This is a genomic window from Saccharopolyspora aridisoli, from assembly GCF_004348445.1.
In the GTDB taxonomy this organism is placed as follows: domain Bacteria; phylum Actinomycetota; class Actinomycetes; order Mycobacteriales; family Pseudonocardiaceae; genus Saccharopolyspora; species Saccharopolyspora aridisoli.
Map to the genome: position 1 here is coordinate 52,110 of NZ_SMKV01000022.1, position 22,066 is coordinate 74,175.

The window sequence follows — 22,066 nt, forward strand, 5'->3', positions numbered from 1 at the left end:
CGTGAGTCAGCGTTCGACGCGGTTCACGCGTCGCGACCCGGCGCGGCGAGGCGCGCGCATCGTGGCCGCGGTACTCGGTCTGCTGTCAGCACTGCTGGCGGTCGCGGTACCGCTGCTCCCGGTGAACCACGAGGTCACCACACTGAAGTGGCCCACGGCCGAAGGCACCCGTTCGGTCTCGGCTCCGCTGCTCACCCACGAACCGCTCTGGCTCAACGCCACCGTGCCCTGCGCGTCGGCCCGCAGCCTCGACGACCGCACCAACGGAGCCGGCGAACTGCTGGCCACGAACGCGCCATCGGGCACCTACGGCGGCCTGACCGGCATGCACCTGCAGATCGACAACGGCCAGCTCAGCTTCTTCTCGCGCGGCCACCAGATCGGCTCGGCAGCCCTGCCGGCCGGGGACTGCGCGATCACCGTCAACTCCGACGCGGGGCAGACCCGGGCCGACGTCGCGGGCGTGCCGCTGGGTTCCGCGGGCGGCGACCAGCGGCCCCAGCTCACCGGGATCTACTCGCAGCTGGACGACCAGCGCGACGACGTGCGCGGGCTGGACTTCCGAGCCGGGGTCGACACCCGCTTCGCCACGACTCCGACGGCAATGAAGACCACGGCCATGGTGCTGGCCGTGCTGTGCTTCATCGGCTCCCTGCTCGCGCTGCGCGAGCTGGAGATCCGCGCACCCGTGCGGCGGCTGCCGGTGGGCTGGTGGCGGCTGGGAGCGCGCGACGTCGTGGTGTTCGCGGCGCTCGCGGTCTGGTGGCTCGTCGGCGCCATGACCGCCGACGACGGCTACATCCTGACGATGCTGCGCGCCGCCCCGGACGCCGGTTACGTCACCAACTACTTCCGCTGGTTCGGGAACCCGGAATCGCCCTTCGGCTGGTTCTACGAGATCTACGCCCTGTGGGTGCACATCTCCGCGGCCACTCCGTGGGTGCGACTGCCCGCGCTGTTCCTCGGCGTCGTCAGCTGGCTGCTGCTCAGCCGTGGTGTGCTGCCGCGGCTCGGCCGGCAGGTCCGGCGCAGCGGATCGGCTGGATGGGCCGCCGCTGCGGTCTTCCTCGCGTTCTGGCTGCCCTACAACAACGGCCTGCGGCCCGAACCGGTCGTGGTGGTGTTCTTCCTGCTCTCGGTGTGCGCCGTGGAACGCGCGGTGGCCACCGAGCGGCTGACCCCGGCGGCGCTGGGACTGCTGGCCGCGGCCCTGGGGTTGGGCGCGAACCCGCACGGCATGGTCGCGTTGCTGCCGTTCCTCGCCGCGGCCAAACCGCTGCTCCGGCTGCTGTGGCGGCGCATTCGAGAGGTCGGCGCGCTGCCGGTGCTGGCACCGATCGCCGCGGCCGGTCTGGTGATCCTGGTCGGGGTGTTCTTCGACCAGACGCTGCAGTCGGTGCTGGACTCCGTGGAGCTCAAAACGGAGTTCGGTCCCAACGACTCCTGGTACGAGGAGCTCGGCCGCTACGAGAAGTTGTTCGACAAGTGGCCGGACGGCTCGCTGACCCGCCGCTTCCCGGTCCTGCTGCTGATGCTGTGCATCGCGGCCAGCGGTGTGGTGTTCCTGCGCCGAGGCAAGATCCGGGGAGCCGCTGTGGGGCCGAGCAGGCGGATGCTGGGCATCGCGGTGCTGTGCTTCGTGGTGCTGGCCGCCACCCCGACCAAGCACACCCACCACTTCGGCGTTTTCGCCGCCATCGGAGCGGTGCTGGCGGCGCTGACCGCGCTGGCCACCAGCGCCGCCGTCCTGCGCTCCCGTCGCAACCGGGCCGGGTTCTTCGCGGGGTTGATGGTGGTGTGCGCCTACTCGGTGACCGGCACCAACTCCTGGTGGTACGTCTCCGGCTGGGGCGTTCCGTGGTTCGACAAGGCACCCAGCCTGGACGGTCGGCACGCCAGCACCGCGTTCCTGGTCGTCGGGTTCCTCGCCCTGGTCGTCGCCTTCGTCGAGCACGTGCGCCACCGCGAGCCGCCGGTGGTGACCCCGACCGCGCGCCAGCGCGTGCTGAGCTTGGGTGCCGCGCCGCTGACGATCACCTGCGCGCTGTGCTTGGTCGGCGAGGTCGGGCTCTTCGCAGTCGGCGTCGAGAAGCAGCGCGGCAGCTACAGCCTGGGTCCGGACAACGTCAAGCAGATCGCCGGGAACAGCTGCGGGCTGTCGGACTACATCAACGTCGAAGCCGACCCGCGCCGCGGGGTGCTCACCCCGTCGGCCAGCCAGCCGCGCGTGTCCAGCGACCCCGCGCAGCCCGCCGACTACCTGCGCGCGGAGCAGCAGGGCTTCCACCGCTTCGGCTATCCCGGCAGCGCGCAGTTCACCCCGCCGTTCGGCTACGGCGGTGACGACGCGCCGGTCTGGGGGACCTTCGACTCGGACGCGACCGGCACCGGCGAGATCCGCACGCCCTGGTACGACCTGCCGCCGAAGGCGACCGAGGGCACCACGCCGGTGGTGATGCAGCTCGCCGGCTCGTCGACCAGCGGGAACTCGCTGCGCGTGGAGTGGGGCCGCGAACTTCCCGGCGGCTTCGAAATCAGCGGGCACCGCGACTTCTCGCTCAACAGCGTTGCCTGGCAGGACGTGCGGTTCGACGCCCCCGGAGCTGAAAAGGTCCGGATCGTGGCGGCCGACCAGCGCGACGACGAGGGCGGGTGGCTGGCCTTCAGCGCACCTCGGGTGCCGGTGCTGAGCACCATGACGAACCTGATCGGCAGCCAGCCGACGTTCGTGGAGTGGCCCGCGGCGCTGGTGCACCCGTGCCTGCAACCGGCGAAGATCCGCAACGGCGTGTTCGAGATGCCGCGCTTCCGCATCGCGGGCGGCGGCATCATGCGCGACATGGGGCAGACCTGGTCGGCCCCGGCCGGCGGCGGCCCGTTCGGTTGGCTCAACGTCGGCGCAAGCGTCCGGCAGCTGCCCGCCTACCTGCGGGGATCGCCGAACCGGGACTGGGGAGCGATCTACGTGGTCGACCCGTACAACTCGGACACCGTCGGTGCCGAGGCGGCGATGCAGGTGCGGCGCGAGACGCACTGGGGCGACTGGAGCCCGGGTCCGCTCACCGACGCCGTTGAGCTCCCAGGCCGGGTGCCCACCTCCGACGGCCGGACCGACCTGCGTCCGGTGGAACCGGCGATCACCGGCAACGAGAGCTGACCCGAGCACGTCGCGGTGTGAGAGTGGCCATTGGGGCACCGCCCCGCCAGATGTGATCGATTAGGATCGCTAACGGGTGGGCGCCCGGGCGATGACGCCGCGGTGAGCGCCGAAAACCTCGTTGAGGGACCGCAATGGCTTAGTGCGCGCCTCCACAGTGGACCGCGCGCCGGGGGTGGAGGCGTCGTGTCGGGTGTGATCCAGGGCTTCGGCGTCATCGGCGCCATCGTTCTGGTCGGTTACGTGCTGGGGCGAACCGAGGTGCTCGGCGACAACGGGCGCGACGTGCTCGCGAAGATCTCGTTCTACGTCGGCACCCCGGCGCTGCTGCTGCAGATGCTCTCCGAGTCCGACGTGCGGGTCCTGTTCTCCGCTCCGCTGCTGGTCACCGCGCTGAGCACCTTCGCGGCGGCGGCGCTGTTCGTGCTGGTGGCGCTGTGGCGGCGGTGGAACATACGGCGCACCACCATCGGCGCGCTGTGCTCCAGCTACGTCAACGCGGGCAACCTGGGCATCCCCGTCGCGGTTTACGTCCTCGGCGATGCGACCCTCGTCGCTCCGGTCATGCTGTTCCAGCTGCTGGTGATGACGCCGATCGGGCTGAGCGTCATCGACTTCGCGCAGGCCGGGGAGAAGGCCTCGGCGTGGTCACGGCTGCTGGCGCCGTTCAAGAACCCCATCGTGATCTGTTCGCTGCTGGGCGTCTCGCTGTCCCTGCTGGGCTGGCGGATCCCCGGGCCGGTCTCCGAACCGCTGACGCTGCTCGGGCACCTCTCGGTGCCCACCGTGCTGCTCGCATTCGGCGTGTCGCTGCGCGGCTCGCAACTCCCGGCAGGTGGGGCCGAGCGGTGGCCGGTGCTGGTCTCGGTCGGGTTGAAGTCGTTCGCGCACCCGGTCATCGCCTGGGCGATCGGCGCGGGGCTGTTCGGCATGGAGGGCGCCCCGCTGTTCGCCGCGGTGGTCATCTCCGCGCTGCCCGCCGCGCAGAACCTGTTCGTCTACGCCTCCCGCTGCTGTCGGGGTCCGGCTGGCCCGGGAGTCGATCCTGCTCTCCACGATCCTGTCGGTCCCCGTTCTCGTCACGGTCACGGCCCTGCTGGGCTGAACCGCCCTCAGGCCCGGTGCACCTGCGGAGGGGTGTGGGCGGCGACCTCGGGGAGCGGGCCGGTGTAGGGCTCGACGTCGACGTGGGTGCGCTGGCCCGCGCACCCCTGCGAGAGGCGTGAAGCGGGGACGTCCTCGGTGAGGACGTTGGGGTTGCCGTGCGCGCACAGCTCCTGGCCCGGGTGCTGCGGATCGGGCTGCGGATCGAACCACGCGCCGGTGGGCAGCACCGCGACACCGGGACGCACCCGCTCGCTGATCCGGGCACCGGCCAGGCACGAACCCCGATCGTTGAACACCCGCACCACCGAGCCCTCGCTGATGCCGCGCGCGGCGGCGTCGTCGGGGTGCAGCGTGATCGGTTCCCGGCCGGCGACCTTGGACTCGCGGCTGACCGCGCCGACGTCGCCCTGCCCGTGCAACCGGGTCGGTGGCTGGTTGGCGATCAGGTGCAGCGGACCGCGACGCTCCTCCGGCAGCCAGACGGGGTGGCCCGGGCAGTCGTCGTAGCCGAACGACTCGACCTTCGCCGAGTGCAGCTCGATGAGTCCGCTGGGCGTGTGCAGCGGGTCCCCGACGGGATCCTCGCGGAACCGCACCAGCGGCGGGTTCTCGGGCATCGCGGGAAGCCGCAGCTCACCGTCGGCCCAGAAGGTGTCGAAGTCCGGCAGTTCGTGGCCCTGGGCGCGCAGCTGGTCCCGCCACTCGTCGTAGAGGTGCTCCAGCCAGCCCCGGGCGCTGCGTCCCTCGGTGAAGCGCTGCCGCACCCCGAGCCGTTCGGCGAGCCCGCTCAGGATGCTGTAGTCGTCGCGCGCATCGCCGACCGGGTCCAGGACCCGGTGCATCGCGGTGAGGTGCGTGTCGCGGCGCCCGGCTCCGAGGTCTTCGCGTTCCAGCGTCGTGGTCGCCGGGAACACGACGTCGGCGTGCCTGGCGGTGGCGGTCCAGTGCGTCTCGTGCACCACCACCGTTTCGGGCCGGGCGAACGCGCGGCGCAGCCGGTTGAGGTCTTGGTGGTGGTGGAACGGGTTGCCTCCCGCCCAGTGCACCAGCCTGATGTCGGGGTAGGTCAGCTGCTGGCCGTTGTAGTCGTACTGCGCTCCCGGGTTGAGCAGCATGTCGGCGATGCGCGCGACCGGGATGAACGCGCCGACGGGGTTGGGGCCCTGCGGCAGCGTCGGCAGCCACAGCACCGGGCCCTCGTCGCCGACGTCGGCCATCGAACCGTAGCCGTGACCGAAACCACCGCCGGGCAAGCCGATCTGACCCAGCATCGCCGCGAGCGCGATCCCCGCCCACACGGGTTGCTCGCCGCCTCGGGCGCGCTGCAACGACCAGGTGACCGTCACCAGCGTCCGTCCCGAGGCCATCCGGCGGGCCAGCTCGCGGATGTCGTCGGCCGCGATCCCGCAGATCGGGGCCGCCCACTCCGGCGTCTTCGGCACTCCGTCGGTCTCGCCCCGCAGGTAGTCGGCGAAGACGTCGAACCCGGTGCAGCAGCGGGAGAGGAAGTCGGTGTCGTGCAGGTCTTCGGTGAGCAGGACCTGCGCCAGGGCGAGCTGCATCGCCACGTCGGTGCCTGGCTCGATCGAATACCAGCGCCCACCTGCGGGAACGTCTGCGGTCAGCGGGCTGATCGAGGCCACCTCGACCCCGGGGTCGGCCGCTGCGGCGGCGCTGGTGTGCCGGGTGACCCCGCCGGGGGAGACCGACAGGTTCTTCGTCGGCAGCCCGCCGAAGGCCACGATCAGGTCGGTGTGCTCGCGCACCGTCGCCCAGCTGTCGGCGTAGCCGAGCACCGCGGCCGAGCTGCCGACCACGTGCGGCAGCAGGACCTGCGAGGTCCCGAAGCTGTAGTTGTTCCGCGAGGACGTGTAGCCGCCGATGGTGTTGAGGAAACGGTGCAGCTGGGACTGGGCGTGGTGGAACCGTCCGGCGCTGCCCCAGCCGTAGGAACCGCCGAAGATCGCCTCGTTGCCGGACTCGACCCGCACCCGGTCCAGCTGCGCGGCGACCAGGTCCAGCGCGGTGGCCCACTCGACCTCGACGAACTCGTCCCGGCCGCGCTGCGAGGAGGGACCCGGCCCACCGATGAGCCAGCCCCGTCGGATCGCCGGGCGCATGACGCGCGTGTCGTGCAGCGCGCTGCCGGGCACGTTGCCCAGCAGCGGCGAAGGGGCCGGATCGTCGGGGTGCGGGCGGACCCGGACACCGCCGTCGGCGTCGACCGCCGCCTGGTAGGCGCCCCAATGCGCGGTCGTCGGCACCCAGCGCTCGGTCGGCATCCGGCTCCTCCCGCGGCCGGAGGTGTTCCGACCTGCGAACTCGTGGTCGGCCCCGATGCTACCGGCGCTCGGAGAACGTCACCGACGCCTCCGCCGAGACCTGATCTGAGCGCACCGACATCGCCCCATCCTCGTCGCCGCAGACCAGCACCGGATCACCGGAGAACACCGGGCGGCGCAGCCGGTAGGACACCGAGCCGAGGGCCCCGTGCTCGCGGGCGAGCTCGGTCATGAGCAGAACCAGCAGCGGTCCGTGCACCACCAGCCCCGGATATGCCTCGACCTCGCGGCAGTAGGGCTCGTCGTAGTGGATGCGGTGGGTGTTGGCCGTCAGCGCGCTGAACCGGAACAACCGCGTCGGCTCACCGACGAACCGCCGCTGCCACGGCGCGTCGGAGGACGGGAAGTCGGTGGGCCGCAACCGGTCCGGGCTCTTGGCGTCCGTCTCACCGCTGCGGTAGACGTAGTCGACCTCCTCGGCGATCCGCAGCCGTCCGTCCTGGCGGAACTCGCGGCGCTCGGTCACGAACGCCATCTCGCCGGAACGTCCTCGCTTGACCGTGACACCGCCGAGCTCGGTGGTCCGCTCGGCGGGTGTGCCCAAGCGCAGGGGCTCGTCGATCGTCATCCGCCCGCCCGCGAACATCCGGCGACGATCGGGCACCGGCGGCAGGAAGTCGCCGTTGAGCGGATGCCCGTCAGGTCCCAGCTCGGAGTGCGGTGGCCAGGCCAGGAAGTGCACCCAGTGCCACAGCGGAGGCAGCTGGTCGACCGGGGCCGGTACCTCCAGCACGTTGGCCAGCGCCCGCGACTGCTCCGGACCCATCGGGTCGTGCTCGACCACGGCCTCCGGCCGCCACTCCCGCAGGAACTCCTCCAACATCCGAAACCTCCTCGTCGCCTTCGAGGTGCCCCGGTCATCCAAACATGTCGGAATCCTCAGCGGAGGTAGACGCGGGCCGGGTCCACCTCGTGCCTGAGCGTGTGGAGTTCGGCCTCGGTGGGCGGGGTGATGGTGCTGAGGTCGTCGGCGACCTGGAGGTCCCAGCCGGTGGCCTCGCGGACCTGCTCGGCGGTGACGCTCGGGTGGGTGGCCACGAGGCGGAGCTCTTCGCCGGCCCCGTCGCGCGCGAGGATCCCGAGGTCGGTGATGACCCGGGTGACACCCTTGCCGCGCGGGCGTATCCCGTCGGCCAGGGCGCGCTCCGGGCCCGGGGAGGTGCAGAAGTCGAGTTCGGCGGTGAACGAGCGGGGGTGGTGGCGCCGCATCACCACGAAGACCTCGCCGGAGTTGGCCATGACCTCCATGGCGCCGCCCGACCCGGGCAGCCGGACCGCGGGGGAGTGCCAGTCGCCGATCACCGAGGAGTTGAGGTTGCCGAAGCGGTCGATCTGCGCGGCTCCGAGGAAGCCGATGTCGATCCGCCCACCCTGCAGCACGTAGCCGAACAGCGCGGTCATCGGCAGCACGGCTTCCGAACCTGTGATCAGCACCGCGTCGGCGATCGTCTCCGGCAACTGGTCCGGATGCGCGCCGCAGACACCGGACTCGTAGACGATCTCCACGTCCGGCGCCACCGTCCGCTGCGCCAGCGACACCGCCAGCGTCGGCAGGCCGATCCCGGCGAAAACCGTGTTCGCACCGGCGAGTTCGCGTGAAGCGACCGAAGCCAGCAGCTCCGACGACGTGATGGACATGATCCTCCTCAAATCCTGCGGCCGTAGTTGACCGGCTCGCTCCACGCCTCGCCCACGGCCAAGTCCGCCCAGCGCTGCCCGCCGAGCTTGGCGACGTACTCGGAGTGGTCGACCGTGCCGAACACCCACTCGTCCAGCCACGTCCGCAACCGGTCCGGATCACCGCTGATCCGCGACCACTCGCGGTAGAACTCGCCGTCGCGGTCGTAGTAGCCCTGCACGAACGCCGGGTGCGCGCCGCGCGGGCACTCCACCACCGCGTCCACCGCGTGGGCGGGGATCACCGTGCGGTTCGGGTCCGAGCGGACGACCTCGTCGGACACCACCTCCTCGACCACCACGATCGCCTTGCGCCCGGCGTAGACGGCCTCGGCCTGGACGCCCGTCAAACCCCATACCTGGGTGTTGCCGGACCGGTCCGCGCGCTGCGCCTGCACGATCGTCACGTCCGGGTTCAGGGGCGGCACCACGTAGATCTGCTCCTCGCCGCCGTCGGGACCCGGGTAGGGAGAGGTGACCTTGCGGATGCCCGGGTTGATGCCGGGGACATCGCTGCCGGCGTAGGAGCGCAACGGGTAGAACGGCAGCCGCTGCGCACCGGCCAGGTAGCGGCAGATCATGCCGTAGTGGCTGTACTCCTCGTACTCCAGCGCGCCCGCCTCAACCCGCCGTCGCAGCTCACCGAGCGAACCGGCCGTGGAGTTGCCGACGAACGAGGAGATCAGCCTGCTCACGCAGTCACCCGCGATGAGCTGATCGGTGACCACGTCGGCGGTCATCCGCGCGATGGTCAGGTCTCGGCGGCCCTGCCGGATGATCTCGTGCCCGGCCGCGGTCGGGATCAGGTGCGTGAAGCCCTCCAGCGACACCGTGGCGCCGTCGGTGACGAACTCGGCGATGGCGTCCCGCATCGACGTGGTCTTGTCCGACTTGCTGACCTGCGACATCGATGCCCCCAGGGATTTCGCGGTGCGCCTGCGCATCAGCCTGCCACCCCAGATTGAGACAGGTCCAATACCGAATTAGTGTCAGATCCAGAGCAGAGTCGACTAGATCGGGGATGGGTGTGGAGCTGCGCTACCTGACCGCCTTCGTGGCGGTCGCCGAGGAGCTTCACTTCGGCCGCGCCGCCAAGCGCCTGCAGATGGCCCAGCCGCCGCTGAGCCAGCAGATCAGGCAGCTGGAGAAGGAACTCGGCGTGCGGCTGTTCGAGCGCAACACGCGGTCGGTGCGGCTGACCAACGCGGGGGAGTCCTTCCTCGAACCCGCGCGCACCGTCCTCGACGACGTCGACATGGCCGTCGGCGCGGCCCGGGCCGCCGGGCGAGGCGAACGCGGGCGGGTCACCGTCGGGTTCGCCGGAGCCTCCAGCCACGAGGCGCTGCCGGTGCTCACCCGTGCGGTGCGCGCCGCCCACCCGGGCCTGGAACTGGTGATGCGCGGGCAGACCTACGCCGACGTCGCCCTGGCCAAGGTCGCCGACGGAACGCTGGACCTCGGATTCGTCCGGATGCCGGTCAACCAGCCCGGCGTGAACACCCGCGTCATCGAGGTCGAAGAGCTCATCTGCGCCCTGCCCACCGACCACCGGCTGGCCGAGCTGGACCGCGTGCCGATCGCTGAACTCGCCGAGGAGCCCTTCGTCAGCTTCCCCTCCAACGCCGGGTCCACGCTGCGCGACGCGCTGGTCAAGGCGTGCGTGGCGGGCGGATTCACGCCGCGCGTGGTGCAGGAGGCGCCCGACTCCTACACGATCCTCGCCCTGGTGGCGGCCGGTGTCGGAGTCACGCTGACGCTGACCTCCTGCCAGCACATCCAGCAGACCGGCCTGGTCTACCGCCAGCTCGCGGGCCAACCGACCCGCTTGCGGGCGGCGCTGGCCTGGCGCGAGGACAACACCAACGCCGCGCTGCACACCGTCCTCGGCATCGCCGAAACCGCCCTGCCCACCCCCGATTGATCTGAGCGGCGTCTCAACGCGGCGTCGATTTCGTATTGGACGCCCCCGCGTTCGGCCTGCCACGGTTGCTGAGATCACACCGGGTTCGAAGGGGAACGCATGAGCAGCGCGCGCACGGCGAACCGTGCCGGGTTCGGGGCCTTCGTCGGCTCCACCATCGAATGGTTCGACTTCTACATCTACGGCACCGCCTCCGCGCTGGTCTTCGACGAGGTCTTCTTCCCCGAACTCGACGGTGCCCTGGGCACGCTGGTCGCCTTCGCGACGTTCTGGGTCGGCTTCCTCGCCCGCCCGATCGGCGGCGTCATCTTCGGCCACGTCGGAGACCGGTTGGGTCGCAAGAAGACCCTGGTCATCACGCTGCTGATGATGGGCATCGCGACCACCGCCATCGGACTGCTGCCCGGCTACGCCGAGATCGGGGTGTGGGCGCCGATCCTGCTGGTGTGCATCCGGATGGTGCAGGGCATCGGACTCGGCGGCGAGTGGGGCGGCTCGGTGCTCATCGCCTCCGAGCACGCCCCCAGGGGGAAGTCCATCCTCTACGGCGCCTTCGCCCAGCAGGGCTCGCCGGTCGGCAACACGCTCAGCACCGTCTGCTTCCTGCTGATCAGCGAGCTGCCCGAGCCCGACATGCTCAGCTGGGGCTGGCGCATCCCGTTCCTGGCCTCGGCCGCACTGGTCGTGGTGGGCCTGTTCATCCGGCTCCGCGTCACCGAATCCCCGGCGATGGAACGGCTCATCCAGGCCGAGAAGACCGCGAAGCTGCCGGTGTGGGAGGTCGTCCGCTCGCACCCGGGACTGCTGGCACTGGGCATCGGCGCCTGCACCATCGGCCTGTCGGCCACCTACTTCAAGTCGACGTTCGCGCTCGCGTGGGCCACCAGCGACCTCGGGTTCGCCAAGACCGACTTCCTGACGATCATCCTGACCGCCAACATCGCACAAATCCTCGTGCAGCCCTTCGGAGCCGTGATCGCCACCAAGATGCGCAGCCTGTCGCGCGCGGTGACGTTCATGCTGCTCCCGGAGGTCGTGCTGCTGCCGCTGATGTTCGTGCTCATCGGCACCGAGAACTACTGGCTGGCCATGGTCGGCGTCGCGGTGGCCACCGTGCCGCACTGCCTGTACTACGCGGCGATGGCCGGCATCCTCGCCGGCCGCTTCCCGGCCGAGGTGCGCTACACCGGGCTTTCGCTGTGCTACCAGCTCTGCGGCACGCTGCTCGGCGGAACCACCCCGGTCGTGGGCCAGTTCCTGCTGAGCGCGTCGGGCTCGATCAACCTTGTCATCGCCTACGCGCTGTTCCAAGTGCTGCTCACGCTCGGCTGCATGCTGTTGCTGCTGCGCCGGCCCAGTCATGACGAACGCGACGACCCGGGAGGCGAAGGTGACCAGAGCACGCTGGATCCGGCGGCCGGAAGGGTCCAACTGGGGTGACTTCGGGCCTGACGACACCTCGGGGCGGATGAACCTGCTGACTCCGCAGCGGGTCCGCGCGGCGGTGGCCGAGGTGCGCGAGGGCATCACGCACGCGCTGAGCCTCCCGCTGACCCTGCCGGGTGGGAACGGGTTGAACCCCAACCGGTTCCCACCGGTCCTGCGCCCCACCCGGCGCTTCGGCGAGATCAACTTCAACTACGAACTGCGCAGCAGGGTCGACGGCGCCACCGACGTGCTCTGCGACGACCTCGCCGTGCTCCACCTGCAGTACTCGACGCAGTGGGACTCCTTCGCCCACGCCGGAGCGCTGTTCGACGCCGACGGCGACGGGGTCCCGGAACCGGTGTTCTACAACGGGTTCCGGGCCGGTGCGGACGTCGTCGGGCCGTCCGAAGTGCACGACTCCGGGTTCGGCGGCCTGCACGAGCGCACCACCTCCACCGGCGGCGCGCTGGGCATCGACAACCTCGCGCGCACCGGGGCGCAGGGCCGTGGCGTGCTCATCGACCTGCGCAGGCACCTCGGCGAGGAACGCACGATCGTCGGCTACGACACCCTCGCCGAGATCATGGCCGCCGACGGGGTCGAGGTCGAGGAGGGAGACCTGGTCTGCCTGCACACGGGTTTCGCGCAGCGGCTCGTCGAGATGGGCGGCGACCCGGACCCGGACGTCCTGCACGGCGCGTGCGCGGCCCTGGACGGGCGCGACGAGCGCCTCCAGCAGTGGATCACCGACACCGGGCTGAGCGCGCTGATCGCTGACAACTACGCCGTGGAGAACCTGCCGTCACGCCCGGCCGACCCTCCGGCGCCCGAGCTGCCGCTGCACCACCACTGCCTGTTCAAGCTCGGCGTGCACCTCGGAGAGCTCTGGCACCTCACACCTCTCGCAGATGACCTCCACCGCCTCGCCCGCTCACGCTTCCTCCTCACGGCCCCACCCCTCAACCTCCCTGGAGCGGTCGGCTCCCCCACGACCCCCATCGCCACCCTCTGACCAGGATCGTTGCCGCAATCGGAACCCGGTGCGGGACGCGACGGGCGGGCGGGGTCGCCTTTGATCGGGCGCTTCAACCCACGAAAACGTCGCCCCTGAACACCGCCGCAATCAGGAACCCGAAGTCCCCTCGCGAGGGGTGGGGTGCGGAGGGTCTTCGGTGGTTGGTCGGGTTTCGGGCCAGTGGAGTTGCCGGTGGGAGTGGAAGTGGCGGTGTTCGCCCGTTGTGGGGTCGGTGAACTCGAGCGACCGGGCCAGGAGTTGGAGGGGGTTGGTGAAGTCGTCCGGGGACTTCTCGCGGACCTCGGGGTAGAGGTCGTCGCCGACGATCGGTAGGCCCAGGGAGTTGAGGTGGACCCGGAGCTGGTGGGTGCGGCCGGTGCGGGGGAGCAGGCGGTAGCGAGCCAGGTCGCCGCGGCGTTCGAGGAGTTCGACGCGGGTTTCGGCGTTCGGGGCGCCCGGTTCCTCGACGGCTGCCAGCACACCTCGGTGCTTGGTGATCCGGCTGCGGACCGTGCGGGGAAGCGCCAGTTCCGGGTCGTAGCCGGCGATGGCCTCGTAGGTCTTGCCGACCCGCCGGTCCTGGAAGAGTGCCTGGTACGCGCCGCGCAGCGCCGGGTCGACCACGAACAGCACCAGACCGGCCGTGGCGCGGTCCAGGCGGTGCGCGGGGGAGAGGTCCGGCAGGTCCAGCTGCCTGCGCAGGCGGATGAGCGCGGTTTCGGTGATGTGCCCGCCGCGCGGCGTGGTGGCCAGGAAGTGCGGCTTGTCCACGACCAGGATCTCCTCGTCCCGGTGCAGGACCTCCAGCTCGAACGGCACCGGCGTCTCCGGTGTGACGTCGCGGTGGAACCACACGAAACTGCCCGGCCGGTACGGGGACTCGTGCGCCAGCGGACCGTCCTGGGTGACGAACCGGCCCGCCCGCAGCATCTCGTCGATGCGGTCCTCCGCCAGCTTGGGGATCCGCTCGACGAGGAAGTCCCGGACGGTCGCCCACCGCCCGTCGGTGGGCAGGTGCAGCCGGACCGGGTCCAGGCCGTCGCGCTGGGGCAGCGGTGAGCGGAGCTTGCGGCGCATGGTCCGGCCAGCATAACCAGAGGTCACAGGTCCGTCGTGCAGCGGAGTGCATCCGCCCACCTCGGTCTGTGCGCGCAACTGCCCTGGCGTGCCAGTGCAGGGAAGACGTCAGCTGCGGGGTGCCGACCACGAGCCCGGCTGAGTCCTCACCCGGACGAGGCCCGGCAGACCGCGTACGTCGTCATCCCCGGACCTCCTCGGAGCCGCACCTCATCCCAGGAGCTTGGCGAGGAACCAGCCGACGCGGCTGACCTTGCGGATCTGCGGGTTGCCCTCGATGCCGTGGATCTCCCACTGCTGGCCGCACTCCGGGCACCGGTACAACCCGATCTGGGTGGGGACCTCGCACGGATGGCCGCGTCGACCTCGTCTCATCGGTCGATCTCACCACATCCGCGCTGCGCGGTGCAGTGAGAACCAGCCGCTGAATCGGTGACTTTGTACCTTACGGTCCGCATCGGGGCGTCCGTAGATTCGGCGACGTGAACACGACACGAGGAGTTCGAATCAGTCGCGGCACTCGCAGGCCGGGTCCTGGCACGCGTGGTTGAGACCGGGTAGCGGAGGAGTCTCCACCCGGTCCCCGCGGCCGATGGTCAACGCCGCGATCACCCCGCCTGCGGCGCACATCACGGCCGAGATGTGCAGCGCGGTCGCGAACCCAGGTCCCAGAGGTGCGCCGTCACCGGTGCCTGCCAGCCCGGCGACGACCGGCAGCACCGCCACCGCCAGCAGTCCGGCCAGGCGCGACACCGCGTTGTTGACCCCCGATGCGACGCCGCCCCGCTCCGGCCCGACCGAGCCCAGCACGGCCGCGGTCAGCGGAGCGACCGTGATCGACAGGCCCAATCCGAACACCAGCACGCCCGGCAGCACGCCGCCGAAGTAGGTCGCACCGGCCTCGGCGCCGGTCAGCAGCCACAACCCGGCAGCGCAGGCGAACGGACCGACCGTCATCAGCACGCGCGGACCCGTGCGCTGCGCGAGCGCACCCACCCGACCTGACAGCAGCAGCATGATGATCGTGATCGGCAGCGTGGCGATGCCCGTCTCCAAGGCCGAGTAACCCATCGTCTGCTGCAGCTGCAACGACAGCAGGAAGAGCGCGCCGCTGAGCGCCGCGTAGACCGTCAGCGTCACGAGGTTCGCGCCCGTGAATTGCGAGGACCGCAGCAACGACAGGGGCAGCAGCGGACTCGGGTGGCGCGCTTCCAGCCACGGGAACACCACGAGCGCGGTGGCTCCGACCACCGCAGCTGTGGTGGACGCGGTGTCCCACCCGGCGGTCGGGACCTCGATCAGCGCGAAGATCGTTCCCGTGAGCCCGACCGTGACCGCCACCGCGCCACCGATGTCCAGGTGTCCGGTGGCGTTCGGGTCCCGCGTCTCGGGAACGTGGCGCAGCGCGAGCAGCGCGGCGGCGGCGATCGGCACGTTGATGAAGAACACCCACCGCCACGACGCGGCGTCCACGAGCCACCCGCCCACGAAAGGCCCGATCGCCGAGGACACGCCGGTCAGCCCGGCCCAGCGGCCGACGGCCTCGCCGCGGTCGTCAGGGTCGATGGAGGCGTTGATCAGAGCCAGGCTGCCGGGGACCAGCAGGGCCCCGCCGACGCCCTGCGCCAGCCGCGCGATGATCAGCGCCTCGCCCGTGGGTGCCAGCCCGCAGCCCAGCGAGGCGAGGGTGAACACCACCAGCCCGATCGTGAACACGCGGCGGCGGCCGTAGCGATCGCCCAGCGCGCCGCCGAGCAGCAGCAGCGCGCTCAACGTGAGCAGGTAGGCGTCCAGCACCCACTGCAGGACGCGCAGTCCGCCGCCGACGTCGCGGCCGATGGCCGGCAGTGCCACGTTGACCACGGAACCGTCCAGGAACGCCACCCCCGAACCGAGGATGGTGGCCAGCAAGATCCAGCGGCCGGAACCGGAACGAAGAGCGACGGCGGTGGACACGCGCCGACGATAGGCCGCTACCCGGACACGGGCACGGCCAGGCCCTCGGCGGGCAGCGCCGAGGTGATCGCGTCGGCGGAGTAGCGCGCGAGCAGTCCCAGGCCCAACTGCGCACGACGCACCCGCTCGCGGCCCAGTGCGACGGCGGTGGAGGTGAGGTGGCTGCCGCTGGGGTAGATGTTCGGCGCGTTGCGCAGCCCGAACTTGACGTAGACCGGGGCCGCGACGCGCACGATCTCGGCGATCTCGAAGTGCCGGACGAACCCGCCCATGTCGTCCGGCGCTTCGACGTAGATGTCCAGCGGCAGGTCCGTGGCTGCCCGGATCGCCGCCAGCTGACCGAGGCTGAGATCGGTGGGCACGTTGTAGGTGTCGGCGCCCATGTCCTCGGCGATGCGCACCGAAGCCGGGTTCGCCAGGCCCATCTGGACGCTGATCTTGAACTGCAGGTCGGTGGGCAGGTCGCCTGCTTCGCGCATCGCGGAGGCGACCTTGAGCACGCCCAGGTCGGTGACGAGCACGCTGCGGATGCCGAATTCGGCCGTGCGGCGGATGTCCTCCAGCACGTGCACCAGCTGCTCGGTGCCGCGCGCCTGCGCGGCCACCGGCGCCCCGCCGGAGGACACCGCCATCGCGCTGGTGCCCCACCCGGCAAGCGGCCGGGCGAACAGGCTCAGCTCGACCGACCGCTCGGCGGCGGCGGAGGCCATGGCGGCGAGTTCGTCGTCGGTGAGCAGCATGCCGCCGCTGCCTTGGGAGATCCGGTGCACCAGCACGCCGCGGGCGTCGGCCTCGGCGAGCACCGCGTCGAGCACCTCGGGGCCTTCGGTGCTGGGGATCTCCACCCGGTACTGGGCGCCGTCGGGAAATCTCTTCCCGCTGGTGGCCGCGGTGTCGTCGGTGGGCAGACCCAGGGATCGCAGGAAGTCACGTGTCTGGCGCACCTGTGAAGTCTCCGTTCGATATTCCGAACAACGTTCGTAGAATCGTATGGTCGGAATGAAGCGGAGGTCAATACGCCGTCGATATCAGGTACGATGTTCGAAATACCGGTCAACTCGGGGTTGGCCTCGAAGCGGAAGGAGTGCCAGCGTTGGCACGAGCGGTACCGGCCGTGGAACGGGCGTTCGACGTCCTCGAACTGTTCCTGGAGGCCGACGAACTCAGCGCCCCGGAGATCACCGCGCAGCTCGGGCTGCCGCGCACCACGGTGCACGAGCTGGTCGGCACGCTCAACGAGCGGGGCTACCTGATGCCCACCGGGCGCGCCACCAACAAGTACCGGCTGGGCGTGCGCAGCTTCCAGCTGGGGTCGGCCTACGCCGAGCGGCTGGACCTGGCCCGGGAGGGGCAGCTGGTCGCGGAGGAGATCGCCGAGCGTTGCCAGGAGACCGTGCACGTGGGCGTGCGCGAGGGCGCCGACGTGCTCTACGTCTCCAAGGTCGACAGCAGCCACCCGGTCCGGATGGTCTCGGCCGTCGGGCGCAGGCTCCCGGCGCACTGCACGGCGCTGGGCAAGACGCTGTTGGCCTCGTTGCCGCGCGCCGAGGTGGACGAGATCTACAGCGGCCACAAGCTCGACGCGATGACCGAGCACAGCATCACCAACCGCAAGACGCTGCGCAGGGAACTCGACGAGATCGCCGAGGACGGCGTGGCCCGCGAGTACTGCGAGTCCAACGATTCGGTGGCGTGCGTCGCCGCTCCGGTGCGCGACACCAGCGGTGAGGTCGTCGCGGCCATGAGCATCTCGGTCCCGATCCTGCGCTGGAACGACGAGACCGAGGCCGCACTGCGCGACCTCGTCCGGGACGGTGCGACCGCGTTGTCCGAAAGGCTCGGCCACACCGCCTGAAGGACCACGTGAACCACGACGAGGTGGGCCTCCTGCTCGCGGGAGGCCCACCTCGGCTCCTGCGAGCCTGGAGGAGCGCCTTCGCCGCGTTCTGAGGACGAGCCCGGCGATCAGCGCCGGACGATGACCACCGGGCACTTCGAGTGCAGCGCGGAGCGCTGGCTCACCGAGCCCAGCAGCGCGCCGTAGAAGCTGCCGTGGCCCCTGCTGCCCACGACCAGCAGATCGGCCTCGGTGGAGGCGTCGATGAGGGCCTGCGCGGCGTGGCCGTGCACGAGCACGCGCTCGATGGTCACCTCCGGCGTGGCCTGCCTGAACTCCCCGACGGTGTCGTCCAGGCATTGCCGGGCGGAGTCCTCGAAGTCGTCGGGCGGCATCGGACCGCCTTCCCAGGAGTAGAAAGCGGGGAATTCCCAGGCGCTGATCGCGCGCACCGTCGCACCGGTGAGCTTGGCCTGTTCGAGCGCCCAGCGCATCGCGCACTTCGAGGGTTCCGATCCGTCGACGCCGACGACGATCCTGCCGTGCTCCGTCATGACGACCTCCCGCGTTGGCCCTGCCTCCATGGAAGTACGCGAGCCTGATCCGCGTCCAGTCCGACGGTGTTGGTGCGGCGTGTCGACCCCGCCATCCCCGTACCGGGTAACCCGAACGGGTTTAGGGGGCCGGATACCGTTGTGATCGTCGATCTCGGTCGGTTACCGATGAGGAGCACCCGTGCCAACAACCGACGAGGAGCGACATGGCCTCCAGCCAAACCGGGCGGTACCTGGTCCTGCTCGATGATGACTCGACCATCATCGGCACCCGAGAGGTGACCCGCTTAACCGGGATCCGATGCGCCAACACCGCCGACGCGGCGGGCGCGGCACCCGGCGAACTGTTCAGCGGTGCAGGCGGAATCGTGCTGAACCAGCTCGGAATCGCCCTGATCGACGCCGACGAGGAGCAGTTCGCCCACCTCCAGCGCGCGGCGGGTGAAACCGGCCCGATCGCCGGGATCGAGGCCGAGCGCAGAGTTTTCGCCATCGGCGAGCCGACGCCGCCGCCGGAGGGCGAGTTCACCTGGGGACTTCAGGCGGTGCGCGCCGACGCCGCCGCCGCGACCGGAGCCGGAGTGCGGGTCGCCGTGCTCGACACCGGCCTGGACGAGCAGCACCCCGACTTCGCCGGCCGCGACATCGTCACCGGCGAGTTCGTCGAGGGCCAGAGCGCCCACGACGGCCACGGGCACGGCACCCACGTCATCGGCACCGCGTGCGGGCCGCGCACCTCGCAGGCCGGACCCGGCTACGGCATCGCGCACGAGGCCAGCATCTACGCGGGCAAGGTCCTCGGCGACGACGGATCGGGCTCGGACAGCGGGATCCTGTCCGGCGTCGAGTGGGCGATCTCCAACGGCTGCTCGATCGTGTCCATGTCGCTGGGCTCGCCCACCGAACCCGGCGCGCCGTACTCGGAGGCGTTCGAGCGCGTCGCGCGTCGCGCCCTGGAGCGCGGGACCCTGATCATCGCCGCGGCCGGCAACGAGAGCCAGCGCTCGGCGGGCGTCATCGCTCCGGTCGGTCACCCGGCCAACTGCCCGTCCGTGATGGCCGTGGGGGCGGTGGACTCGCAGATGCAGATCGCCGACTTCTCGTGCGGCACCGTCGACGAGGTCGGGCAGGTCGACCTGGCCGCACCCGGCGTGGACGTCTACTCCAGCTGGCCCGGCGCTGAGCGCTACCGCAAGCTCAGCGGCACCAGCATGGCCACCCCGCACGTCTCCGGCATCGCCGCGTTGCACGCCCAGCAGTCGCCGGACCGCGCGCGTGCGCTGTGGACGCGGTTGACCCAGTCGGCCCGCCGGTTGCCGCTACCGGCCACCGACGTCGGCGCCGGGCTCGTGCAGGCGCCCTGAGAGGTGAGGTCGGGCGGCGGATCAGTCCTCGTCGGCCAACTCGTCCTCGATCGCCCGAGCCGCCGCCCGCGTGCAGTTGCCCAGGTCTTCGGCCGCGGCGGCGGCCTGGTCGAGCGCCACGTGCACATCGGGCGGTTGGGAGCCGCCACCGCCACTGTCGGCCGCGAACAGGTCGAGCTGCCGGGCCAGGCGGGCGCTGGCCGCGCTGAGGTCCAGCAGCGCGTCGCGGGCCCTCGCCGCCTCCGCTGGAGTGCCCGCGATCGCGCGGGTGCCCTCGTGCAAGCGCTGACCGGCGACGCTGATCATGTCGGCGCTCGCGTTGACGTCCTGCCAACTCGTGGATCGTGCGCTCATCATCATGCTCTCCGGTGTCGAACAGGAAGGCGGCGTGACCCGGCCCGGTTACTTGCCGGGCAGCCTCGGACTACCCGCGAATACCGGAGGTCAAGCATCCGCGCACCGCCCGCGAGACCAGCACCACACCGGCCGCACGCGCGGCGACCGCCAACCGGCGCGAGACGGGCACGGCGATGCGCCTGCCGAACACGTCGTAGCCGGAAGCGACCACGTGGTCGAGGATCTCCGCGTAGAGCACCGCCGCCGTGCGCACGCACGGACGCGACTCCGGTGCCAGCAGCGCGATGCCCGGCTCGGCGGCCCGGTAGTGCGCCCGGGTCCGCGCCACCTGGTCGGCCAACGCGCGCCGCACCGGCCCGTCGGCCCGTCCGCGCGCGCGGCACCACAGCAGCCGCTCCCGGTCCACGCCGAACGCGGCCAGCTCGTCGGCCGGGAGGTAGACGCGCCCCCGGTCCAGGTCCTCGCCCACGTCGCGCAGGAAGTTCGTCAGCTGGAACGCCACGCCCAGCGCGGCGGCGGCAGCGCGTGCCTCAACCGGCGGACCGACCGTGCCCAGCACCGGCAGCAGCTGCAAGCCGATGACCGCGGCCGAGCCGTGGATGTAGCCCTCCAGCTCGGCGCGGGTGGTGTAGGAGGTGACGGTGAGGTCCATCCGCATGGAGGCCAGGAAGTCCTCGAACAGCACCGGATCGACCTGGTGGCGCTCCACGGTGTCGACCAGCGCGGCCAGCACCGGGTGCTCGCTGGTCCCCGACTTCAGCGCCAGGCTCAGCCGCTCTTCGAGCAGGTCGAGCCGTTCGGCCCGCAGCGCGGCCGAGTCCTCGCCCAGCTCGTCGACGATGTCGTCGACCCAGCGCGCGAAGCCGTAGAGCGCGTGCACCGCGGGTCGCCGATCCGGCGGCAGGAGGCGGGTCGCCAGGAAGTAGGTGCGCCCGTGCTCGGCGTTGAGGGTCCGCGACCGCAGGTAGGCGGGGCGCAGTCCGGGCGGTACGCCGGCGGAGTCGAGTTCACGGCGTGCTCCCACCGCCGACCAGGCACCCGCGTCCATGCGCTGAATCTCAGCACACCGCGCCCGGTCCGGTGCCGTCGGTAGCGCCGCTCGGTGAACCCGGTCACGTGCTGGGACCGCCGGGCACGACCCGCATCCACAGCAGGTGCGCCCGGCGGCCTCCCACACGCGGGATCCCCTCTGCTTCCCGCGCGCCCGTGGGCGAGAACCAGGCTGCCCACGTGTTCGGGACCGACCCGGGGTGTGGCCATGGCGCGAGGTCGCGGAACCTCTTCCCCGCGTCCCCGACCTGCGGCGTTGCTCCCGTCACCACAGATGTGGTGATCAGGACGCCCTGCGCGACCCCTGCTCGGCTTCGGCGACGGCCTGTTCGAGCTCGGCGCGCTTCATCTTCGACCGGCCCTTGATGCCCAACTGCTTGGCGCGGTCGTCGAGCTCGGCCTTGGTGAGCTCCGAGAGGTCTTCGGACGGAGCGGGCTTGCGGCCCTTGCGGGCCTCGTCGACGCTGCGGCGCAGCGCCTCGGTGAGGTCGATGACGTCGGTGGGCTGCGGCGGGGCCTCGGCCGCCTGCACCTCGCCGCCGCGCGCCTTCTCGGCCAGCAGCGCCTCGACGCGTTCGGTGTAGGTGTCGGAGTACGCCTCGGGCTGCCACTCACCGCTCATCGACTCGATGATCGTGGTGGCCATCTGGAGCTCCTTGTCCGTGGGCTTGGACTGCTCGGGCTGGTCGCCTACCAGATCGGCCGGGTCGCGGATCTCGTCGGCGAAGTACAGCGTGTTGAGCGCCAGCACGTCGGAGTCGGCGCGCACCGCCGTCAGGTACTGCTTGCCGCGCAGCACGAACGTGGCGATCCCGGCCTGCCCGGTCTGCTCCATCGCGCGCCGCAGCAGGTTGTACGGCCGGTAGTGCTCCTTGGAGTTGGGCGCCAGCCAGTAGGTCTTCTGGAAGTGCACCGGGTCGATCTCGCCGAGGTCGACGAACGTGCTGATGTCGATGGTGCGCGAACGCCCCGGCGCGATCTCGTCGAGTTCGGACTGCTCGACGGTGATGATCCCGTCGCCGTGCTCGCGCCCCTTGACGATGTCGTTGTAGCCGACCTCGTCGCCGGTGGTCTCGTTGACCCGCTTGTAGCGGATCCGGTCGGCGGTCCCGCGCTGGTACTGGTGGAACTGGATCGTGTGGTCCTCGGTCGCCGCGTACAGCCCGACCGGAATGGTCACCAGGCCGAAGTTGATCGACCCGGTCCAGATCTTGCGCGGCATGG

At 70.9% G+C, this 22,066-nt stretch carries 19 protein-coding genes; 7 read left to right on the forward strand and 12 right to left on the reverse strand.

Features of this window, described 5'->3' with window-relative positions; translation table 11 throughout:
• Window position 1: 1 nt before the first annotated feature.
• Together E1161_RS17840 and E1161_RS17845 are read left to right on the forward strand one after the other, a co-directional pair.
• Complete coding sequence (locus E1161_RS17840) at window positions 2–3,157, forward strand: arabinosyltransferase domain-containing protein (protein ID WP_132624695.1); 3,156 nt, start codon at window positions 2–4, stop codon at window positions 3,155–3,157.
• Window positions 3,158–3,343: 186 nt separating this feature from the next.
• Window positions 3,344–4,330, forward strand: coding sequence for an AEC family transporter (locus tag E1161_RS17845; protein ID WP_235875115.1), 987 nt, complete (start codon window positions 3,344–3,346; stop codon window positions 4,328–4,330).
• Here the strand turns inward: E1161_RS17845 and E1161_RS17850 are convergent.
• From E1161_RS17850 to E1161_RS17865, 4 genes are read right to left on the reverse strand one after another with little or no spacing between them, the layout of a single operon-like run.
• Window positions 4,270–6,546, reverse strand: a complete 2,277-nt coding sequence (locus E1161_RS17850; protein WP_132624697.1) for a molybdopterin-dependent oxidoreductase — start codon at window positions 6,544–6,546, stop codon at window positions 4,270–4,272. The genes E1161_RS17845 and E1161_RS17850 overlap by 61 nt on opposite strands.
• A gap of 58 nt (window positions 6,547–6,604) precedes the next feature.
• Window positions 6,605–7,429, reverse strand: a complete 825-nt coding sequence (locus E1161_RS17855) for a hypothetical protein (RefSeq protein ID WP_132624699.1) — start codon at window positions 7,427–7,429, stop codon at window positions 6,605–6,607.
• Between the two features lie 56 nt (window positions 7,430–7,485).
• Window positions 7,486–8,244: a CoA-transferase subunit beta gene (locus E1161_RS17860; RefSeq protein ID WP_132624701.1), complete on the reverse strand. Its 759-nt coding sequence runs from the start codon at window positions 8,242–8,244 to the stop codon at window positions 7,486–7,488.
• 8 nt (window positions 8,245–8,252) lie between these two features.
• On the reverse strand, window positions 8,253–9,227 hold the full coding sequence (locus tag E1161_RS17865) for a CoA transferase subunit A (RefSeq protein WP_235875116.1): 975 nt from the start codon (window positions 9,225–9,227) through the stop codon (window positions 8,253–8,255).
• An 83-nt stretch (window positions 9,228–9,310) separates the two neighbouring features.
• On the opposite strand from E1161_RS17865, the gene E1161_RS17870 reads away from it, so the two are divergent.
• From E1161_RS17870 to E1161_RS17880, 3 genes are all read left to right on the forward strand, one after another.
• Entirely contained in the window at window positions 9,311–10,204 is an 894-nt protein-coding gene (locus E1161_RS17870) for a LysR family transcriptional regulator (RefSeq protein ID WP_132624783.1), read from the forward strand.
• Between the two features lie 99 nt (window positions 10,205–10,303).
• Window positions 10,304–11,644, forward strand: a complete 1,341-nt coding sequence (locus tag E1161_RS17875; RefSeq protein WP_132624703.1) for an MFS transporter — start codon at window positions 10,304–10,306, stop codon at window positions 11,642–11,644.
• Window positions 11,595–12,644, forward strand: coding sequence for a cyclase family protein (locus E1161_RS17880; protein ID WP_235875117.1), 1,050 nt, complete (start codon window positions 11,595–11,597; stop codon window positions 12,642–12,644). Before E1161_RS17875 ends, E1161_RS17880 begins: the two co-directional genes overlap by 50 nt.
• A gap of 111 nt (window positions 12,645–12,755) precedes the next feature.
• On the opposite strand, the gene E1161_RS17885 is transcribed toward E1161_RS17880, so the two are convergent.
• The 4 genes from E1161_RS17885 to E1161_RS17895 form a co-directional block, all read right to left on the reverse strand.
• Window positions 12,756–13,724 carry a pseudouridine synthase gene (locus tag E1161_RS17885; protein ID WP_132624707.1) on the reverse strand — a complete coding sequence of 323 codons (969 nt, stop codon included), beginning with the start codon at window positions 13,722–13,724 and terminating at the stop codon, window positions 12,756–12,758.
• Window positions 13,725–13,934: 210 nt separating this feature from the next.
• Window positions 13,935–14,099: a hypothetical protein gene (locus E1161_RS27275; RefSeq protein WP_165939847.1), complete on the reverse strand. Its 165-nt coding sequence runs from the start codon at window positions 14,097–14,099 to the stop codon at window positions 13,935–13,937.
• Window positions 14,100–14,231: 132 nt separating this feature from the next.
• Window positions 14,232–15,680 (reverse strand): MFS transporter, encoded by a 1,449-nt coding sequence (locus E1161_RS17890; protein ID WP_132624709.1) that lies wholly within the window; start codon window positions 15,678–15,680, stop codon window positions 14,232–14,234.
• A gap of 17 nt (window positions 15,681–15,697) precedes the next feature.
• Window positions 15,698–16,624: a U32 family peptidase gene (locus tag E1161_RS17895; protein ID WP_132624711.1), complete on the reverse strand. Its 927-nt coding sequence runs from the start codon at window positions 16,622–16,624 to the stop codon at window positions 15,698–15,700.
• 149 nt (window positions 16,625–16,773) lie between these two features.
• Here E1161_RS17895 and E1161_RS17900 point away from each other — a divergent pair, with 149 nt between their 5' ends.
• Complete coding sequence (locus tag E1161_RS17900) at window positions 16,774–17,535, forward strand: IclR family transcriptional regulator (protein ID WP_132624713.1); 762 nt, start codon at window positions 16,774–16,776, stop codon at window positions 17,533–17,535.
• Window positions 17,536–17,645: 110 nt separating this feature from the next.
• Here E1161_RS17900 and E1161_RS17905 read toward each other — a convergent pair whose 3' ends face one another.
• Entirely contained in the window at window positions 17,646–18,071 is a 426-nt protein-coding gene (locus tag E1161_RS17905; protein WP_132624715.1) for a universal stress protein, read from the reverse strand.
• Window positions 18,072–18,277: 206 nt separating this feature from the next.
• Here E1161_RS17905 and E1161_RS17910 point away from each other — a divergent pair, with 206 nt between their 5' ends.
• Window positions 18,278–19,435 carry a S8 family peptidase gene (locus tag E1161_RS17910; protein ID WP_132624717.1) on the forward strand — a complete coding sequence of 386 codons (1,158 nt, stop codon included), beginning with the start codon at window positions 18,278–18,280 and terminating at the stop codon, window positions 19,433–19,435.
• Between the two features lie 21 nt (window positions 19,436–19,456).
• Here the strand turns inward: E1161_RS17910 and E1161_RS17915 are convergent, their stop codons facing one another.
• From E1161_RS17915 to ku, 3 genes are all read right to left on the reverse strand, one after another.
• On the reverse strand, window positions 19,457–19,789 hold the full coding sequence (locus E1161_RS17915; RefSeq protein WP_235875118.1) for a hypothetical protein: 333 nt from the start codon (window positions 19,787–19,789) through the stop codon (window positions 19,457–19,459).
• Window positions 19,790–19,859: 70 nt separating this feature from the next.
• Window positions 19,860–20,840: a phytoene/squalene synthase family protein gene (locus tag E1161_RS17920; protein WP_132624721.1), complete on the reverse strand. Its 981-nt coding sequence runs from the start codon at window positions 20,838–20,840 to the stop codon at window positions 19,860–19,862.
• A 285-nt stretch (window positions 20,841–21,125) separates the two neighbouring features.
• Window positions 21,126–22,064: a non-homologous end joining protein Ku gene (gene ku, locus E1161_RS17925; protein WP_132624723.1), complete on the reverse strand. Its 939-nt coding sequence runs from the start codon at window positions 22,062–22,064 to the stop codon at window positions 21,126–21,128.
• Between the last annotated feature and the right edge of the window lie 2 nt (window positions 22,065–22,066).

What these genes read in the sequence shown, in the direction of transcription:
- E1161_RS17910 (WP_132624717.1), top strand. Translation starts at nt 18,278, where the DNA reads ATGGCCTCCAGCCAAACCGGGCGGTACCTGGTCCTGCTCGATGATGAC.
- E1161_RS17915 (WP_235875118.1), bottom strand. Translation starts at nt 19,789, where the DNA reads ATGAGCGCACGATCCACGAGTTGGCAGGACGTCAACGCGAGCGCCGAC.
- E1161_RS17865 (WP_235875116.1), bottom strand. Translation starts at nt 9,227, where the DNA reads ATGCGCAGGCGCACCGCGAAATCCCTGGGGGCATCGATGTCGCAGGTC.
- E1161_RS17875 (WP_132624703.1), top strand. Translation starts at nt 10,304, where the DNA reads ATGAGCAGCGCGCGCACGGCGAACCGTGCCGGGTTCGGGGCCTTCGTC.
- E1161_RS17860 (WP_132624701.1), bottom strand. Translation starts at nt 8,244, where the DNA reads ATGTCCATCACGTCGTCGGAGCTGCTGGCTTCGGTCGCTTCACGCGAA.
- ku (WP_132624723.1), bottom strand. Translation starts at nt 22,064, where the DNA reads ATGCCGCGCAAGATCTGGACCGGGTCGATCAACTTCGGCCTGGTGACC.
- E1161_RS17855 (WP_132624699.1), bottom strand. Translation starts at nt 7,429, where the DNA reads ATGTTGGAGGAGTTCCTGCGGGAGTGGCGGCCGGAGGCCGTGGTCGAG.
- E1161_RS27275 (WP_165939847.1), bottom strand. Translation starts at nt 14,099, where the DNA reads ATGAGACGAGGTCGACGCGGCCATCCGTGCGAGGTCCCCACCCAGATC.
- E1161_RS17920 (WP_132624721.1), bottom strand. Translation starts at nt 20,840, where the DNA reads ATGGACGCGGGTGCCTGGTCGGCGGTGGGAGCACGCCGTGAACTCGAC.
- E1161_RS17850 (WP_132624697.1), bottom strand. Translation starts at nt 6,546, where the DNA reads ATGCCGACCGAGCGCTGGGTGCCGACGACCGCGCATTGGGGCGCCTAC.
- E1161_RS17905 (WP_132624715.1), bottom strand. Translation starts at nt 18,071, where the DNA reads ATGACGGAGCACGGCAGGATCGTCGTCGGCGTCGACGGATCGGAACCC.
- E1161_RS17885 (WP_132624707.1), bottom strand. Translation starts at nt 13,724, where the DNA reads ATGCGCCGCAAGCTCCGCTCACCGCTGCCCCAGCGCGACGGCCTGGAC.